Here is a 15,229-nt window from a genome sequence, read left to right as displayed (position 1 = left end):
ACCATCCAGAACACCAGTGCTTGAACCTTCAATTCGTGAGATGAACATGGCGGCAGCTTATCCGCACCTCGACGAGATGCAGCCATGGAATGCAAGGCTGCAGCTTCTGGAATGCATTTCCGTCACGCCGGAAACGGCTGATGTGATGACGTTTATCTTCAAGCCGGAAAAACCGGGCTGGTTCCGCTACGTGCCGGGCCAGTTCGTGACGCTGGAACTGCCAGTCGGCCCGAACGGCGTGAAGGAACCGACGATGCGGACCTACACGCTGTCGTCCAGCCCCTCGCGTCCCTTCACCGTCGCCGTCACGGTGAAGGCGCAGAAGGACAGTATCGGCACCCGCTGGATGTTCGAGAACCTCAAGCCGGGCATGAAAATCCGTGCACTGGGGCCGCTGGGCGACTTCTCCTACGTCAAACATCCGGGTCAAAAGTATCTGTTTATCTCGGCAGGCTCCGGCATCACGCCAATGATGTCGATGACCAGAGATTTGAACGATCGCGCGCCATCGAGCGATGTCGTTTTCATCAACTGCTCGCGCACCCCCGCCGACATCATTTTTCGACGCGAGCTGGAAGACCTTGCCCGTCACATGCCAAAACTGACGCTCGGGCTGATCGTCGAAAACTCGCCGCGTCATGACGCCTGGGTCGGCTTGCAGGGCATTATCGACCGGGCCAAGATCACCATGTTCGCGTCCGATTTCATGGAGCGCACGGTGTTCTGCTGCGGCCCGGAACCGTTCATGACGGCGGTGCGCGGCCTGCTCGAAAGCCTCGGCTTCGACATGAAAAACTACCATCAGGAAAGTTTTGCGCCGGCCCTTCCGTCAATCGAGGAACTGCCCTCGACGGCGGCGGAAGGCGAGGTGCTCGCCAATGTCGCCTTCACCATGTCGGGCAAGGAATTCCCCTGCCAGCCGGGCCAGACGGTTTTAATGACGGCGCGCGCCAATGGCGTACGCATCGGCGCCGCCTGCGAATCCGGCCTTTGCGGCACCTGCCGGGTGTTGCTGGTGTCGGGCGAGGTGGACATGAACCACAATGGCGGCATTTTGGATGACGAGATCGAGGAAGGGTATATTTTGGCCTGCTGCTCGCGGCCGAAGGGGGATGTGGCTGTGGAGGCGTAAGGGAGCAGGCTGCACGATCTCAATTGCGTAGGTGGCAGCTCTGGCGCAGGCCCCGCTAGGTAAATGCTGCCGGGCCAGTTGCGGTCATTCAGTTCACAATCGTGCAACCCCAACCATCATACTCGCCGCCATTCTGTCGGGCATTGTTGAGGAGGTCGATCGTGACATCATCAATTTGATCGGGCCTATCGACCTTGTCGAATGCGATCTTGAACGTATCGTCGCCAGCATCGGTTGTTTCAGAAATCGCATAGCCCTCCAGTGTGAGGTGTCGAGCGAATGCGTCTCGTCCATCCGGTGTAACGAATACCGCAAAATGATCAATCTTTCGGGGGATATCGATTTGATCGTCATGGTCTAGCAGTTGGTTGACAACGTCACGGTTACCCATCCGCTGAAAATCCGCTGGCGAAGGGTAGAGGAACTGCCAGTAGGTGGACCAATCCTCATCGACTCGTTCTCCCGTCTGAAAAGCATAGTCGGGCCAATTTGCCATGATTTCCCGAAGAGTATCTTCGATGGAATGATCTCGGGTATAAAAATAAAAGTCCCGATTTCCGCTGGACGTGTTTCGACCAACGTAGATGGATTGGTCGCTGAGCTTGATTTGTTGGGCAACCCGATCTTCTATTTCAACAAGAGTATCAAATTCCTCTTGGCTGGAAAGCCCGTCAGGTCGCGGATTATTCATCCTGACCCGCAAATATGCCATGTTGGGGAACGAAGCCAGTGGAGCATCTTTGGCGATCCCAAGATCAACAAAAATCGAAGCTGGTTCATTGTCTACACGCAAAGCGTAGAAATTCCACAGGTCTGACACTTACATCTCCCGGTTCGGATCAATTCACAATAGCGAGGCATCCGGCACTTGCAATGCCGGTCAGGTCACAGCGTTGAGGTGACTTGCGCACTGACATTCTCAATGGGAACCAGTGGCGCGCCCCTGCCATCACGTAATAATTTGTGGCACCCGCTACCGAACTTGGCGAACCCTTCGTCCTCACCAGGCCTTTACCAACATTCATCTTTCGTGATGCCGCCTTGGGAACCCGAAGGCGGCATCATACGTTTCCAGTCCGATAATTCGAAAAGAATGATTTTGAGGAAACATCTATGATGAACGTCCGCAAGCGCATCGCGACAGTTGCCGTCGCCTTTACCGTCACGCTCACCGGCCTTGTCCCGGCCCAGGCTTTCCAGATGCCGGCACCCGTTGCCGCGCAGACCAGCACCGCCGCTCCGGTGACCGATGTGCAGTATCGCCCTTGGGAACGCCGCGCCGAGCGCCGTTGGGATCGTCGTGCGGAACGTCGTTTTGACCGCCGTGAGCGCCGCTTCGAGCGTAATGGCTATTACAACGGCCACCGCGGTTACCGCGAACGCCGTTCGGGCTATCGTTACCACAATGGTTACTGGTTCCCGTTGGCAGCGTTCGCCACCGGTGCAATCATCGGCGGCGCCATCAATCAGGGCAGCCCGCGCGTCAGCTCGTCTTCGGCCCACGTTCGTTGGTGCGAGCAGCGTTACCGCAGCTATCGCGCTTCGGATAACACCTATGTGCCACGCGCCGGCGTACGCGCCGTCTGCAATTCGCCTTACTGATCCTTGTCCCTTTGGGTCAGTAGGCAGCACGGCATGATGTCGTGACAACATGGCCCGGCAGGAGCATGATGCTCCGCCGGGCTGTCTCGTTGGGCACGACGTTTTGCGGCATGCAATTCGTTAATGCGCGGTTCAGGCAAACTTGCGCACATTCGGCAGCAACAAAAAATTCGACCAATCAGTGAATGGAGAAAGTCATGACCATGCTGATGAAGACTGTTTCGATTGTCGGGATGGCGACTGCTATGCTGGCCACGTCGATTGCGCCGAGCGCGGCCATGCCGATCGCCCCCGCAGCCTCATCTGTTCAGGCGCAACCGGCCGATGGCGGCAATGTCGTGCAGGTCCAGTATTATCGTGACCGTGGTGGTTATCGCGACGGCTGGTATGGCGGCCATCGCGGTTACCGCGATTATCGCCCGCGCCACCGTTATCATGACGGCTACTGGTATCCGCTGGCGGCCTTCGGTGCCGGCGCCATCATCGGCGGTGCGCTTGCCGCCCCGACCTATGACGAGCCGCGTTATGTCGAGCCGGTGCCGCAATATTACGAGCCGGCGCCGCGTTACGTCGCACCGCCGCCGCGCCGTTACGCAGCACCCGCCGGTGACATCAACCCGCAGCATACCGACTGGTGTTTCGCCCGGTATCGGTCCTACGACGCCTACTCCAACACGTTCCAGCCGAATTACGGCCCGCGCAAGCAGTGCTATTCGCCGTATTTCTAAAGCGACAGGCCAGCCTGTTTCCAGCCCGTCCGGATCAATCCGGGCGGGTTTTCTTTTGCCTCAAAGTATCCGCGCCCGCCGCAATACGAACCATGCAATCGCAATAGACAGCGCGATGAAGATGATGGCGAAGGTCGTGCCTGTCTCGCCGTGTTCGAACGGCATGCCTGACGTGTTCATGCCAAAGAAACCCGTTACCAGCGAGGGCGGCAGCAGGAAGGCGGTCATCAGCGACAGGATGTAGAGGTGGCGGTTGGTTTCCGAACTCTGCTTGGAATCGATTTCTTCATGCAGCAGCCGCGCGCGGTCCTGCAGCGCATAGACATCGTGATCCACCGCCTCCAGCCGGCTGGTTAGCCGTGCCGCGACATCATCAAACCCGAGCGGCATGTCGTCATCATCGGCGGCTGCCGCCCGCCGCATCAGGGCAAGCACGGTGCGCAAATGCCGGTGCAGCCGCACCACGGTTCTGCGCACCGGCGCCAGCCTCCGGCGTTCGTCGCGCTGCGCGCTGTCGTAGACGATATCCTCGATATGGTTCAGCTCTTCCGTCAGCTCCAGAACCAGCGTGATCAGCGTGCGCTGGAATTCGGCAACGATGGTTTCAAAAACGTCGATCGGCCGGCGATACCGTCCGGCATTCTTTTCCACCGCGGCCCGCACCCGGTCAATCGAGCGCAAGGGCTGCAGCCGTGTGGTGATGATCAGCTTTTCGGTGACGACAAAATGCAGCCAGCCGATATCGCGGGTCTCGCTGTCGAACTCGCGCTGGAAATCAACCAGCGTGCCGTAAACCATCTGCTCGTCGAGCGTGATCGAGGCATGCGTGTCATGGGTGGTCAGCGCCGAAACCACATCCGGCGGCAGGTCCTGAAAACCGTCGAGAAAGGCCGGCACACGCTGGTCGGCGAGGTTGAGGTGCAGCCACAAAAACCCGCCATCGTCTTCCACGGCAAGCTCTGCCCGCGTCGCTTCCGTCGCCAGCCGGGTACAAGGTCTTTTGTCAGGGTGAAACCGATAGGCCCAGACGAGGCCGGGAATGGCGGGGGTGAGAAGCGTCATGAGCAGTGTCCGGGCTTTGAGAGGCGCACTGCCTGTTAGACGCTGTTCGTGACATCTGTTGCAACAGGTTTTTCCGAAACGCTAAACGCGCTCCGCTGAAGCCCGCATGCCTGGAACGCGAAATCTTATCGGAGCCGTGATGACGACAAGGCAGAAAATGATCAGCACCACGCCGAGCCAACCGAGCGCCGGCAGGCGTTCACCGAGAATGATGACGGCCAGCATTGCCGCCACGACGGGTTCCAGCAGCGTGATTGTCGTCGCCATGCTGGCCGGAATGCGGGCAAGCCCCATGCCGAACGCGATATAACCGAGAAACATCGGCACCGATGCCATGTAGATGCCAACGGCGGCATTGTTCCAGGAGGCAAGGAATGGTCCGCCGGTCATGAACAGAACCGGCATCAGCAGCAGCCCGCCGACGCCGAACGTGGCGCCCATCGCGGCCCTCGACCGGATGCCGCGCAACATCAGCCCGCGCGCCGTAAAAGAATAGAGCGCATAGGTAAGGCCGCCCAGAAGGCCGAGCGCGATGCCCAGAATGGTGGCGTTGCCGGTGAGGATGGTGTCCGTATGCGAGCCTTCCGCCACACAGAGAAGCACCATGCCCACCAGCCCGATCAGCGCCCCGACAAGCCAGCGTTTCGACAGTTGCGCGCCATCGAAAACCTTTTCGATCAGTGCCGAAAGAAGCGGCGCCGAACCGATTGTGACGACCGTGCCGATGGTGACGCCGGCCAGCCGCATCGAGCCGTAAAAGGCAAGCGGATAGATCGCCACTGCCACGCCACCAACGACCAGCAGCAACCAGAACCGTTTCAGCTCCGCCGCTGCCCGGCCTATGGATTTCAGCGCGATCGCCGCCTGCAAAAGCCCGCCAATGCCCATGGCCGCAGCCCCGATCGCCGCGGCACTCACATCCGGCGCGAAGGCGGCTGCCGTGCCGGTCGTGCCCCAGACGAGCGAGGCAAACAGAACGCCGGCCACGCCGATGCGGAATTCGTTGTTGGTCGTGGTCATAATCTGTCCAGCATGTCGGAGGTTATCGCGCGGGCTTCGAGCACAAGCGTGCCGTTGCCCTCCAGCCCGGCGCGGGTAATCGCGCCTTCGAGGAGAAAGGCAAGCTGGCGGGCAAGCGCTTTTGCCCGCGCTGCGTCACCGTTCAAAAGTTCGGTCAGGTGCGTGGCGATCAGTCCCTCCACTTCTTCCTTGTGACGGCGCACGGCATCGCGGCCGATATCGCCCACCGTCAGTTCGGCGGCGGCATTGAGCAGCCCGCATCCGCGAAAACCGCGCTCATAGGCAAATTCGGCATGGTCCTGATAGGCATCGAATACCGCGAGCACCTTGTCCTTCGGTGTGCCGGCGGTGGCGAGGCGGCTCTGGTAAAACGCCAGCAATTCGGCGTGGCGTATGGTCAGATACTGGTGCACCAGATCCGCCTTGGAGGCAAAATTGTTGTAGAGGCTTTTCTTCGCCACGCCGGCACGGGCGATGATGGCGTCGATGCCGGTACCGGCTATGCCGTTTTCATAAAACAGCACCGCGGCCGCCTTAAGCAGTTTTTCACGCGCTGTTTCGTGTGCTGCAGGATCGATCTGGTCCATGGTGATCTCGGGAGTAGGTAGACTGGTCTACCTACTGTGTTCACAAAGGTCAATCTCTTCCCAGAATCATGATATGCGGGGCAAACTGCAAAAAGACATCAGGCCCGCATGGAAACCACGCTCTACCTCCCCGTCAAAACCTTTCTCGAAGCCGCCGGCTACACGGTGAAGGGGGAGATCGGCGGCTGCGATCTGGTGGGCTTGTCAGAGGGCGATCCAACGGTCGTGGTGATCTGCGAACTGAAACTCACCTTCAATCTCGAACTCATCCTGCAGGCGGTGGATCGCGCTGCCGTTTCCGATGAGGTGTGGATCGCCGCCCGCATCTCGGCCAAGGGCAGGGGGCGCGAAAGCGACAAGCGGTATCGTGATCTCTGCCGGCGGCTCGGCATCGGCATGCTCGGTGTGTCGGATCAGGGTGAGGTCAGCGTGCTGGTCTCCTCGGTGTCACCCATGCCGCGCACCAACCCGAAACGCCGCACACGGCTGGTGAAGGAACACAAGAAGCGCGTCGGCGACCCGGCGCTTGGTGGCTCGACAAAAGTGCCGATCATGACCGCCTATCGCCAGCAGGCGATCGCGATTGCTACGGCGCTCGTGGATGGCCCGCTTCGCCCGCGCGACCTGAAGGACACCGCGCCCAATGCCGGGGCGATGCTGCGCAACAATTATTACGGCTGGTTCGAGAAAGTCGAAAAAGGCGTTTATGCTCTGAGTGTTACCGGCCGCACCGCAATTGCAGCCCTGCCGGTCAAGGACTGATAACCAAGCCCGCAGACACAGCGTTGCTGTGCCTCTCCATCCATGCATAACGCGAACCGCGACGAGGGTAGGGCGTCGCAGACTTTTGGTTCGCATGCCGCAACCGGTCTAGGCCGGCCTTGCGGATGATTGCATTTCGAGTGGGGCATGAATTGAGCATTTCCAATATCTTTCTGAAGGTCGCGATCGTCGTCGCCGGCCTGACGCTTCTGGCCGGCTGCCAGACGCGTGATCCGCGTCTGGTCGAGGCGCTGAACGGCGCCAACGTCACCTCCGTCCGCGTCGAGGCAACACCGGACGTGTCCACCGGTCTTCCCATGCTGAACGGCATCACGCCGGAAGCGCAGGCGGCGATGATCGTGCGCGCGCTGGAGGCTGACGCCAGTGCAAAACTGAAGGGCCTGCCGGGTGGCCCCAAGGCTGCGCGTCTTGTCATCACGCTGCAACAGGCGGATCTCGCGTCGGCGCCGGGCCGCGTTCTGGGCGGCACGGATAGCTATATTACCGGCACCGTGCGCCTAGAAAATGTTGCCGATGGCAGCGTGATCGCCCAAAATCCACGGATCGTCGGCTCCGACCACGGCGTGAAGGGCAGCGGCAATGTCGGCTTCTTCGTGGCCATGGCCATCAATGCCGTTGCCACCAAGGATCAGAATGCGCTGGCCCAGAAACTGGCGGCATCCTTCACGCTCGAAATCCGCAAGTGGCTGACGGGCAAGTAAGAGAGTCAATAAGAGACAAGAACGGCGCACCCTGAAGCAGGGTGCGCCGGTTGAGAAAAAGGTCAGGCTGCCGGTGGCGTGGTCGGCACATCGAAATCCAGATGATCATCGCGCGCGACCAGATTGCGCCGAGTCAGCCAGCCATGGCCCCAGTCGCGCAGGCCAAGCAGGATCGGCGCCAGCGTGCGGCCTTCCTCGGTGATTGAATATTCCACTTTGGGCGGAATGACGGCAAACACCTTACGCTCCACCAGCCCGTCTTCCTCGAGCTCGCGCAGCTGCTTGATCAGCAGGCGCTGAGAGCAATCGCCCAGCTCCCGTTTCAGTGCATTGAAGCGCAATGTGCCGCGCAGCAGGTGATAGAGGATCATGCCTTTCCACTTGCCGCTGATCAGGTTGAGCGCCGCATACATCGTGCAGCCGGGCACGATGTCATAATTCAGATCCTTGTTCATGCCGGTCTCGCTTACAGTATACTTTTGAGCAGTATGTGCTTTCGAATACCGTATTTTCATTTTCGCGGCTACTCGCCAGATGTTTGCGACCGGACGCGTTCTCCCAAAACGCGTGACGGAAACATGCAAGGAGAATGAAGCATGACCAGAACTGTCCGTTTCCATGAATATGGCGAGGTCGACGTGCTGCGGTTCGATGATATCGAACTGGCCGCACCCGCCGCCGACGAAGTGCAGATCGATGTGCGCGCCATCGGCCTCAACCGCGCCGAAGTGATGTTCCGCCGTCACGCCTATCTGCAGGAAGCCGAATTTCCCTCAAGGCTCGGTTATGAAGCGGCCGGCACGGTGAAAGCGCTCGGCGGCCAGGTCGACGGCTTTGCCGAGGGTGATGCCGTCAGTGTCATCCCGACGCTGGATATGGCGCGCTGGGGCACCTATGGCGAAGTCATCAACGTGCCGGCCCGCCATGTCGTCAAACATCCGGCAAACCTGTCCTTCGAACAGGCGGCTGCATCATGGATGATGTATGTCACCGCATGGGGCGCGCTGATCGAGCAGGCAAAGCTGTCGTCGGGCGAATTCGTCATCGTGTCGGCGGCATCGAGCAGCGTCGGCACCGCCGCGTTCCAGATCGCCCGCAGCGTCGGCGCGACCGTCATTGCCACCACCCGCACAGGCGCCAAGGCGGAAGCCCTGCGCAAAGCAGGCGCGCATCACGTCATCGCCACCGGGGAAGAGGATCTGGCTGCCCGCGTGGCCGAAATCACCGGGGGCAAGGGCGCGCGTGTCGTGCTCGATCCGATCGGCGGGCCGGCGATTGCGCAATTGGCGCAATGCATGGCGGTGGGCGGTATCCTGCTGGAATATGGCGCGCTCAGCGCCGATGAAGGCTCGTTTCCGCAATTTGCCGTTCTCGGCAAAAGCCTGACGCTGAAAGGTTACCTCTATACCGAGATCGTTTCCGACGATGCCATTCTCGAACGGGCGAAAATTTTCATCAACGATGGCCTGCGCTCCGGCTCGCTTGATCCGCTGATCTCCCGCACCTTTGCCTTTGAAGACATCCGCGAGGCGACCCGCTTTCTCGAAAGCAACGAACAGATCGGCAAGATCGTCGTGACGCTCTGATCTGATGGCGCCCGCCGGTTCTCCGGCGGGCCTCATTGCGGCATGTGCTCGGGGCTGAAAACCGACGCTGCGGAAAAGACGGCTAGCAAATTGATGCAAAGCCAACAAATGTGACCGGCGAGCGACTAAGCGTACTTGACGTTTGCTTTTTCCGGTCCCTAGATCGTTTTTACACTGACGGCCTGCTGACCGCCGAATTTCACTCCATTCGCGCCGTATTGCAGGTGCTCCGGAACATCAGAATGACAGGTAAGAGCTCCCACCGCGGGCTCATCGTTGCGGCCGTCATGGCCTCGATGGCGATGATTTCAATCGAGGCGACGATCGTTTCCACGGCCATGCCGCAGATCGCAGCCCAGCTCGGCCAGCTCAATCTCTACAGCTGGGTGTTTTCTTCCTTCCTGCTCACCCAGACCGCCACCACGGTCGTGTTCGGAAAGCTGTCGGACATTTATGGCCGCAAGCCCATCCTGCTGTTCGGCATCGCCGTCTTCCTGATCTCGTCCATTCTCTGCGGCTTAGCATGGTCCATGCCGTCGATGATTGCCTTTCGCCTGTTGCAGGGCATTGGTGCCGGTGCAGTGCAGCCGGTGGCGATGACCATTGTCGGCGATCTGTTTCCCGGCAAGCAGCGCGGCAAGGTGCAGGGTTATCTCGCCAGCGTCTGGGCGATCTCGGCCGTCATCGGCCCGCTTGCCGGCAGCGTCATCATCCATAACCTGCCGTGGGCCTGGGTTTTCTGGATCAACATTCCAGTCGGCATCATCGCCGCTGCCGGTTTTGTTCTGTTCCTGCATGAGGAAAAGCAGACGCACCGCGTCTCCGTCGATGTGCTCGGCGCAATCCTGTTTGCCGTATCGATCTCGGCGCTGATGCTGGCGCTGACCGAGATGGAAGGTGCGACCTCCTCCTACGCCGTCATCGCCATCGTGATCTTCCTCGTCACCCTCGTCGCCTTCCTCTGGCAGGAAAGACGTGCGTCCGCGCCCATGGTGGCGCCGGATCTGTGGCTGCGCCGGCCAATCGCGGTCTCCAACATCGCCGTTTTCTTCGCGGCCATGGCCATCATGGGCCTCACCACTTTCCTGCCCATGTATGTGCAGACGGTGCTGGATCGTTCTCCGCTGGTGGCCGGTTTTGCGCTGACCGCACTTCTGGTCGGCTGGCCCTGCGGTGCCACCTTCGCATCACGCATGTTCCCACGTCTGGGCCTGCGGCCGATCATGCTCGCCGCCAGCCTGATCATCCCGCTCGGCGCTTTTCTGCTCGTGCTGCTCAACCCGCAAAGTTCGCCGGTTCAGGCCGGTGCCGGGTCGCTGCTGATGGGTATCGGCATGGGCCTCCTCAACATTTGTGCGCTCGTGATCACCCAGGAAAGCGTCGGCTGGTCGCAGCGTGGCAGCGCCACGGCCTCCAACGTGTTTTCGCGCAATCTCGGCAGCACGCTCGGCGCATCCATTCTCGGTGCCGTGCTGGGTTATGGCCTGGCGCATACCAGTGGCGCGGGATCGGTGACGCCGGAACAGCTGCGCGGTCTGCTGGACGGCACGGGTGCGGCCATGGCCTCGGGCGATGCGGTGCGTTTGTCGCTGCAATCGGCGCTGCACAGCAGTTTTGTCTCGATGTTCATCATCACGCTCATCATCATTCCGGTCTGCCTGTTCGTGCCCAAACAGATGACGCATGGCCAGGAAGCAGCAGAGGCCGAAGCCGCGCGCTGACGCAAAGACTTGCCGTCACCTCAAAAGCTTATAGGTTGCGCCCCGAAAGACAGTGATACCGGGGGCAGGCGATGGCACAGGAACTCGACGACGACATCAACGCGCGCATTGAAGCGCTGGCCGAAGAAGCCGACGCGCTGGCGGAGACGGAAGATTTCGAGGGTGCGCTCGACAAATACTGGGATGCGTTCGAGCTTCTGCCGGAGCCGAAAACGCAGTGGCAGCAGGGCACATGGTTGCTGTCCGCTATCGGCGAGGCCAATTTTTTCCAGAGCGATTTTGCCGCCGGCCTGGAAAATCTCAGCTCCGCCATGCATTACCCCGATGCGATCGGCAATCCGTTCCTGCATCTGCGGCTCGGCCAATGCCAGTTCGAACTGGGCAATCTCGACCGCGCCGCCGATGAGCTGATGCGCGCCTATATGGCCGAAGGCGCGGAGATTTTTGCGGAGGAAGATCCGAAATATCTGGCCTTTCTGACGACAAGGGCGGAGGGCGTGGATGTGGCGGGGGCGAAGAAGAGGCCGTTCTGGAAGGTTTGGTGAGGGAGCTGCCCGCGCCTGTGATTTCAGTAAATTAAGGTGGGTCGATTGAACCTGAAAACCGTTTTTCTTGCCTTCCTTGTATCTGTGCTTCTGGCCCTGCTGGCCGCATCGTTTCTGCTGCCCTATCCCGATACCATGCGGCATGATCTCGCCAATCGCCTCATACCGCCGGGGGCAGACCATATTTTCGGAACCGACGCGCTTGGCCGTGATCTCTTCTCGCGGTTTGTCATCGGCGGCCGGTTCACGATCCTCGCTGCGCTGGCGACCGCGCTGCTTGCTGCGGTCGCGGGGCTGCTGCTTACCACTGCAGCGAAAGCGGCGCCGAAAACGATCGGCCGTCTGGTCGTCGCGCTGGCCTATGGTGCGTTTGCCGTGCCGTCCTTCCTGTTGTCGCCGCGCTGGCAAAGCCGGGCGCTGATGTCGGCGCTGACCCTTGTCGGCCTGTTGCCCATGCTGATTATTGCGTTGTCCGCGATGTCGCTTGGCGGCTTCTTCGGATGGCCAGGCGTTTTCATTTCAGGGCCACTCTGGGGGATCGGCGTCGCTCACGTGTTGTTGCGTGGCACTTGGGGCGATGGGGATGATGCGCTTGCTGATAGCGCAAACCGGCGCCGTTGCGCTGCCGCCTTGGTCCCGGCGATTTTTACATGGTCCGCCTGGGTGCAGTTCGCGCTTGATTACCTTGGGCTTGGCGCACAGGCGCCTGTGCCGAGCTGGGGTGGCCTGTTGCTTGTTGCCGACAATGCCTCTGCGGCCATCTATCTCGCCTGTTTTTCCGGACTTCTCGCCATTGCGATTGTTGGTCTGGGTGTCAGCGCAGTGATCGCCCGGCCGGTAACCCTCGCGAGCGTGGCAGGCGGTTGATGTGGAACTCATCGTCATCGCGCCTATCTTCCCACCGTAACAGTGCGTTTTCAAAAAAACATACATTCGCCGGTCATTCGCGGCGACCGACAATGAGATCAGGACGTGATGAGACGCTCTTTCATTTCAGGCATTCTGGGCCTTTTGGGGCTGAGCAAGGCTGCGGCAGGGCAATCGCCCGCATCCGGGCCATCGTCCGCCATCATGAGCCTCGCTCCGGTGCGACGGCTTGCCGATGCCGAGGCGCGGGACTGGTTCTGGCAGATTGTCGATGCGTCTTCTGATAAGGATGAGGAGGCGCAGATCGCAAGGTTTCGCGGCACGCTGGATAAGCTGTCGGATCAGGATCTCGTCGATTTCATCAGCCTGTATTGGGCTGTCGATAGAGAACTCTATACAATGCGCCTATGGGCTGCCGCCTATCTGATCAATGGCGGGGCGAGCGATGACGGCTTTACCGATTTTCGTGCCTGGCTGATTGCACGGGGGCGCCTGATAACAGAGCGCGCACTGGCCGATCCCGACAGTCTCGCCGAACTTGGCGTCGAGTCCGACAGCGCGACATTCGAACTGTTCGGCTATGTCATGTACGGCGCCTTCAAGGCTCGTTCAGGCGACGCCAATCCCGCATTCCGAAACGATGCGGTTGCCCGGGAAGCGGAGGCGCCCGACTGGAAGTTCGACTTTGATGATGAAGCGCAGATGCGGCGGCGCCTGCCAAAACTGTCTGCACTGTATCTGTAACAGAGGTTCGCGCGCTGTCGGATTTGCAGTGGCGGGCCGAACAAGCTGTTCGGGAAGGTCCAACCGCGCTCACCCCTCCAGCGCATGCCTTTCGACACGCGCATCCAGCGCGTCTGTCGCCGCCTGCAGAAACGCGGTCCGGCGGCAGTCGGCTATGGCTGGTGTTCTCGGCCGAAGGTCGTCGCGGATGTTTTCCATGAACCCTCGATGATCAAAGGCGTCCGAAGCGATATTCACCTCGACCTCATCCAGATAATGCGAAATCAGCGGCTGGAGTGCGAGGTTCCGGTCCTTCTCGTATCTGAGTGCCATCTCGCGGCCGAGTTTGACCATTTGCACATAGGGGCCAAGTTTGGCACTCATCGAAATCTCCTTGCCTGTCGTTATTGCGGCCGGTTGCTTTCAAAGAACGCCGGCCGGTCGCATTTGTTTCTCATGTCGCACCGGATCAAGGGCCTGTCGTTCACGGATGGCGGTCGATCGATAACGGTTACGACAACGGTCACGCCTCGAAAATCTCCTCGATCGCCTTTTCCATCACCCGTGCAATGACGAAGGCGAGCGGCAGGCTTGGGTCGTAACGCTCGTTTTCGATGGCGTTGACGGTCTGGCGCGAGACACCGAGCCGCGTGGCAAGCTCGCCTTGCGACCAGCCCTTTTCGAGCCGCAGTTCCTTCACGCGGTTTTTCATCGGAAACGTCGGCCGCTGAGAAGGCTGCCGATGATCCAGAGCACTGCCATCAGTGGCCAGACGTAAAACATCGACAGTTTCGGATAACCGACATTTTCCAGAAAGCCGTAGCTGAAGGTGAAGAGTGCGGTGCCGGCAAAGGCAAGCGACAACGCCTCCAGCTGGATGCGGCGCTGCAATTCGTCCGAGGCGCGCAACTGCCGCATGACGGCGATCGCCACGCCAAGCGCGGGCAGCATGGGGATGAGCGAAATGACGGTCGCCCAGCCACCCGTCACCGTACCGCCGCCCAGAAGCAGGACCGAGCCGATCAATACAACGACATAAGCGGTCATGCTTGCGCCGAATTCCACCAGGAACCGTGCCTTGTTCATGAAAAAACCTCCTGTAAAGTCTGCTTTACATATGCCGGCGGCGTGAGAAGTGTCAAGCATGCTTTACACTTAGGCGTCGGTGAACGGGAGGCAGCAGGCAGGACCGGAACAAATCCGCGCGATTGCCGCAACCCATCCTTTACATATTAGCTTTTACAAATTGTCGGACCGATTATCTTTTGCGAGGTCCTGGATTGTTTCAAGTCAGCCGAACCGGTGTTCTGGCCGCCATTCTGGTCGGTACCCTCTTTCTTCTCCCGCCGTTCAATACATTGCCGGGCAAGGGAAAAGAGTTTCTCGAAGATCTGTTTGACGGCAGGCCGGAACAGACGGCGCTTTTTCTGGGAAACAGCCGGACATTTTATCACGACATGCCGCACATGGTGCGACTGATCGCCGATTCTGCCGGTTATGCTGAAAAGCTGCACATCACCATGGAGGCAAAGCCGAGCATCAGCCTTGCCAGCCATCTGGAAAATCCGAAGACCCGTGCATTGATTGCGCAGCGCTGGGATCATGTCGTCCTGCAGGTGCTGAGCAGCGAACAATACAGTGCTGAAACTGCCGGTCAGGCATGGGATGTCGCAGCCAACCTGATCCGCGATATCAAGGCCAATGGTGCAAGGCCCGCCATGTTCGTGACCTGGCGTTATACCGACCGGTGCAGCGACAATGCGGGCATGCCGGCATCGGCAGCAGGCCTGTCACCCGCCGGTTATCCCAACATGCATGTGAACATCCAGCAGCAGCATGCCCGGCTTGCCGCCCTGACCGGCGTCGATCTTGTCAATGTCGGCCTCGTCTGGGAGGCCTTGCTGGCACAGCCGATCGATTTCACTCTCTACAACGATTGCAACCATCCCTCCATCCACGGAAGTTATCTCGCAGCGCTGATGTTCTATGCCTATTTTTCCGGTCGCGACGTGACGGACGTCAGCTATACGCCGAATGGCGTTTCTCCGGAGGATGCCGCCATGCTGCGCGCGGCTGTTTCCCGCTATCTGGCGTCAAAATCAGCCTCCTGAGGGCCGGTCACGCTTCACGTTACGCCACACTTGCCGGACCGGCGTGCAATTTTCGCACGCG

General features: G+C 59.9%; 19 protein-coding genes. 11 read left to right on the top strand and 8 right to left on the bottom strand.

Annotation, left to right across the window (positions count from 1 at the left end; translation table 11 throughout):
* Positions 1–40: 40 nt before the first annotated feature.
* Positions 41–1,132 carry an FAD-binding oxidoreductase gene (locus GAO09_RS16480; RefSeq protein ID WP_153355226.1) on the top strand — a complete coding sequence of 364 codons (1,092 nt, stop codon included), beginning with the start codon at positions 41–43 and terminating at the stop codon, positions 1,130–1,132.
* An 88-nt stretch (positions 1,133–1,220) separates the two neighbouring features.
* On the opposite strand, the gene GAO09_RS16475 is transcribed toward GAO09_RS16480, so the two are convergent.
* The gene (locus GAO09_RS16475; protein WP_153355098.1) at positions 1,221–1,952 is read right to left on the bottom strand and encodes a DUF695 domain-containing protein; all 732 of its coding nucleotides are present in this window, start codon (positions 1,950–1,952) and stop codon (positions 1,221–1,223) included.
* Between the two features lie 293 nt (positions 1,953–2,245).
* Here GAO09_RS16475 and GAO09_RS16470 point away from each other — a divergent pair, with 293 nt between their 5' ends.
* Both GAO09_RS16470 and GAO09_RS16465 read left to right on the top strand, forming a co-directional pair.
* The gene (locus GAO09_RS16470) at positions 2,246–2,734 is read left to right on the top strand and encodes a BA14K family protein (protein ID WP_153355097.1); all 489 of its coding nucleotides are present in this window, start codon (positions 2,246–2,248) and stop codon (positions 2,732–2,734) included.
* A gap of 197 nt (positions 2,735–2,931) precedes the next feature.
* The gene (locus GAO09_RS16465; RefSeq protein WP_153355096.1) at positions 2,932–3,462 is read left to right on the top strand and encodes a BA14K family protein; all 531 of its coding nucleotides are present in this window, start codon (positions 2,932–2,934) and stop codon (positions 3,460–3,462) included.
* Between the two features lie 60 nt (positions 3,463–3,522).
* On the opposite strand, the gene GAO09_RS16460 is transcribed toward GAO09_RS16465, so the two are convergent.
* The 3 genes from GAO09_RS16460 to GAO09_RS16450 all read right to left on the bottom strand — a co-directional run bounded on the left by GAO09_RS16460 (position 3,523) and on the right by GAO09_RS16450 (position 6,131).
* The gene (locus GAO09_RS16460; RefSeq protein ID WP_153355095.1) at positions 3,523–4,524 is read right to left on the bottom strand and encodes a transporter; all 1,002 of its coding nucleotides are present in this window, start codon (positions 4,522–4,524) and stop codon (positions 3,523–3,525) included.
* Positions 4,525–4,605: 81 nt separating this feature from the next.
* On the bottom strand, positions 4,606–5,544 hold the full coding sequence (locus tag GAO09_RS16455; protein WP_153355094.1) for a DMT family transporter: 939 nt from the start codon (positions 5,542–5,544) through the stop codon (positions 4,606–4,608).
* The gene (locus GAO09_RS16450) at positions 5,541–6,131 is read right to left on the bottom strand and encodes a TetR/AcrR family transcriptional regulator (protein WP_153355093.1); all 591 of its coding nucleotides are present in this window, start codon (positions 6,129–6,131) and stop codon (positions 5,541–5,543) included. The genes GAO09_RS16455 and GAO09_RS16450 overlap by 4 nt, the downstream gene beginning before the upstream one ends.
* 108 nt (positions 6,132–6,239) lie before the next feature.
* Between GAO09_RS16450 and GAO09_RS16445 the strand changes: the two genes are divergently transcribed.
* A complete protein-coding gene (locus GAO09_RS16445) occupies positions 6,240–6,893 on the top strand; it encodes a DUF2161 domain-containing phosphodiesterase (RefSeq protein ID WP_153355092.1) in 654 nt (217 codons plus the stop codon).
* 152 nt (positions 6,894–7,045) lie between these two features.
* A complete protein-coding gene (locus tag GAO09_RS16440) occupies positions 7,046–7,615 on the top strand; it encodes a hypothetical protein (RefSeq protein ID WP_153355091.1) in 570 nt (189 codons plus the stop codon).
* A gap of 62 nt (positions 7,616–7,677) precedes the next feature.
* On the opposite strand, the gene GAO09_RS16435 is transcribed toward GAO09_RS16440, so the two are convergent.
* Positions 7,678–8,070: a winged helix-turn-helix transcriptional regulator gene (locus GAO09_RS16435; protein WP_235938221.1), complete on the bottom strand. Its 393-nt coding sequence runs from the start codon at positions 8,068–8,070 to the stop codon at positions 7,678–7,680.
* Between the two features lie 141 nt (positions 8,071–8,211).
* On the opposite strand from GAO09_RS16435, the gene GAO09_RS16430 reads away from it, so the two are divergent.
* From GAO09_RS16430 to GAO09_RS16410, 5 genes are all read left to right on the top strand, one after another.
* Positions 8,212–9,201 carry a zinc-dependent alcohol dehydrogenase family protein gene (locus tag GAO09_RS16430; RefSeq protein ID WP_153355090.1) on the top strand — a complete coding sequence of 330 codons (990 nt, stop codon included), beginning with the start codon at positions 8,212–8,214 and terminating at the stop codon, positions 9,199–9,201.
* A 242-nt stretch (positions 9,202–9,443) separates the two neighbouring features.
* Positions 9,444–10,922, top strand: a complete 1,479-nt coding sequence (locus GAO09_RS16425; RefSeq protein ID WP_153355089.1) for an MDR family MFS transporter — start codon at positions 9,444–9,446, stop codon at positions 10,920–10,922.
* Between the two features lie 71 nt (positions 10,923–10,993).
* On the top strand, positions 10,994–11,467 hold the full coding sequence (locus GAO09_RS16420) for a tetratricopeptide repeat protein (protein ID WP_153355088.1): 474 nt from the start codon (positions 10,994–10,996) through the stop codon (positions 11,465–11,467).
* Between the two features lie 45 nt (positions 11,468–11,512).
* Positions 11,513–12,334: a hypothetical protein gene (locus tag GAO09_RS16415; RefSeq protein ID WP_153355087.1), complete on the top strand. Its 822-nt coding sequence runs from the start codon at positions 11,513–11,515 to the stop codon at positions 12,332–12,334.
* A 108-nt stretch (positions 12,335–12,442) separates the two neighbouring features.
* Positions 12,443–13,078 carry a DUF4240 domain-containing protein gene (locus GAO09_RS16410; RefSeq protein ID WP_153355086.1) on the top strand — a complete coding sequence of 212 codons (636 nt, stop codon included), beginning with the start codon at positions 12,443–12,445 and terminating at the stop codon, positions 13,076–13,078.
* A 69-nt stretch (positions 13,079–13,147) separates the two neighbouring features.
* Here GAO09_RS16410 and GAO09_RS16405 read toward each other — a convergent pair whose 3' ends face one another.
* The 3 genes from GAO09_RS16405 to GAO09_RS16395 form a co-directional block, all read right to left on the bottom strand.
* Positions 13,148–13,441, bottom strand: coding sequence for a hypothetical protein (locus tag GAO09_RS16405; RefSeq protein WP_153355085.1), 294 nt, complete (start codon positions 13,439–13,441; stop codon positions 13,148–13,150).
* A 139-nt stretch (positions 13,442–13,580) separates the two neighbouring features.
* Complete coding sequence (locus GAO09_RS16400; RefSeq protein WP_153355084.1) at positions 13,581–13,769, bottom strand: helix-turn-helix transcriptional regulator; 189 nt, start codon at positions 13,767–13,769, stop codon at positions 13,581–13,583.
* The gene (locus GAO09_RS16395; RefSeq protein WP_153355083.1) at positions 13,766–14,143 is read right to left on the bottom strand and encodes a hypothetical protein; all 378 of its coding nucleotides are present in this window, start codon (positions 14,141–14,143) and stop codon (positions 13,766–13,768) included. The genes GAO09_RS16400 and GAO09_RS16395 overlap by 4 nt, the downstream gene beginning before the upstream one ends.
* A gap of 194 nt (positions 14,144–14,337) precedes the next feature.
* Between GAO09_RS16395 and GAO09_RS16390 the strand changes: the two genes are divergently transcribed.
* Positions 14,338–15,168 carry a DUF4886 domain-containing protein gene (locus tag GAO09_RS16390; RefSeq protein ID WP_153355082.1) on the top strand — a complete coding sequence of 277 codons (831 nt, stop codon included), beginning with the start codon at positions 14,338–14,340 and terminating at the stop codon, positions 15,166–15,168.
* Positions 15,169–15,229 lie beyond the last annotated feature (61 nt).

The organism is Endobacterium cereale, from assembly GCF_009617585.1.
Taxonomy (GTDB): Bacteria; Pseudomonadota; Alphaproteobacteria; order Rhizobiales; family Rhizobiaceae; genus Neorhizobium; species Neorhizobium cereale.
The sequence above is the reverse complement of the archived record's forward strand: the minus strand, read 5'-3'. Positions and strand labels throughout refer to the sequence as shown.

Bases quoted from the DNA above. Each gene is read 5' to 3' on its own strand.
- GAO09_RS16395 (WP_153355083.1), bottom strand. From the start codon at position 14,143: ATGAACAAGGCACGGTTCCTGGTGGAATTCGGCGCAAGCATGACCGCT.
- GAO09_RS16470 (WP_153355097.1), top strand. From the start codon at position 2,246: ATGATGAACGTCCGCAAGCGCATCGCGACAGTTGCCGTCGCCTTTACC.
- GAO09_RS16445 (WP_153355092.1), top strand. From the start codon at position 6,240: ATGGAAACCACGCTCTACCTCCCCGTCAAAACCTTTCTCGAAGCCGCC.
- GAO09_RS16465 (WP_153355096.1), top strand. From the start codon at position 2,932: ATGACCATGCTGATGAAGACTGTTTCGATTGTCGGGATGGCGACTGCT.
- GAO09_RS16450 (WP_153355093.1), bottom strand. From the start codon at position 6,131: ATGGACCAGATCGATCCTGCAGCACACGAAACAGCGCGTGAAAAACTG.
- GAO09_RS16430 (WP_153355090.1), top strand. From the start codon at position 8,212: ATGACCAGAACTGTCCGTTTCCATGAATATGGCGAGGTCGACGTGCTG.
- GAO09_RS16460 (WP_153355095.1), bottom strand. From the start codon at position 4,524: ATGACGCTTCTCACCCCCGCCATTCCCGGCCTCGTCTGGGCCTATCGG.
- GAO09_RS16405 (WP_153355085.1), bottom strand. From the start codon at position 13,441: ATGAGTGCCAAACTTGGCCCCTATGTGCAAATGGTCAAACTCGGCCGC.
- GAO09_RS16410 (WP_153355086.1), top strand. From the start codon at position 12,443: ATGAGACGCTCTTTCATTTCAGGCATTCTGGGCCTTTTGGGGCTGAGC.
- GAO09_RS16480 (WP_153355226.1), top strand. From the start codon at position 41: ATGAACATGGCGGCAGCTTATCCGCACCTCGACGAGATGCAGCCATGG.
- GAO09_RS16435 (WP_235938221.1), bottom strand. From the start codon at position 8,070: ATGAACAAGGATCTGAATTATGACATCGTGCCCGGCTGCACGATGTAT.
- GAO09_RS16425 (WP_153355089.1), top strand. From the start codon at position 9,444: ATGACAGGTAAGAGCTCCCACCGCGGGCTCATCGTTGCGGCCGTCATG.
- GAO09_RS16455 (WP_153355094.1), bottom strand. From the start codon at position 5,544: ATGACCACGACCAACAACGAATTCCGCATCGGCGTGGCCGGCGTTCTG.
- GAO09_RS16420 (WP_153355088.1), top strand. From the start codon at position 10,994: ATGGCACAGGAACTCGACGACGACATCAACGCGCGCATTGAAGCGCTG.
- GAO09_RS16400 (WP_153355084.1), bottom strand. From the start codon at position 13,769: ATGAAAAACCGCGTGAAGGAACTGCGGCTCGAAAAGGGCTGGTCGCAA.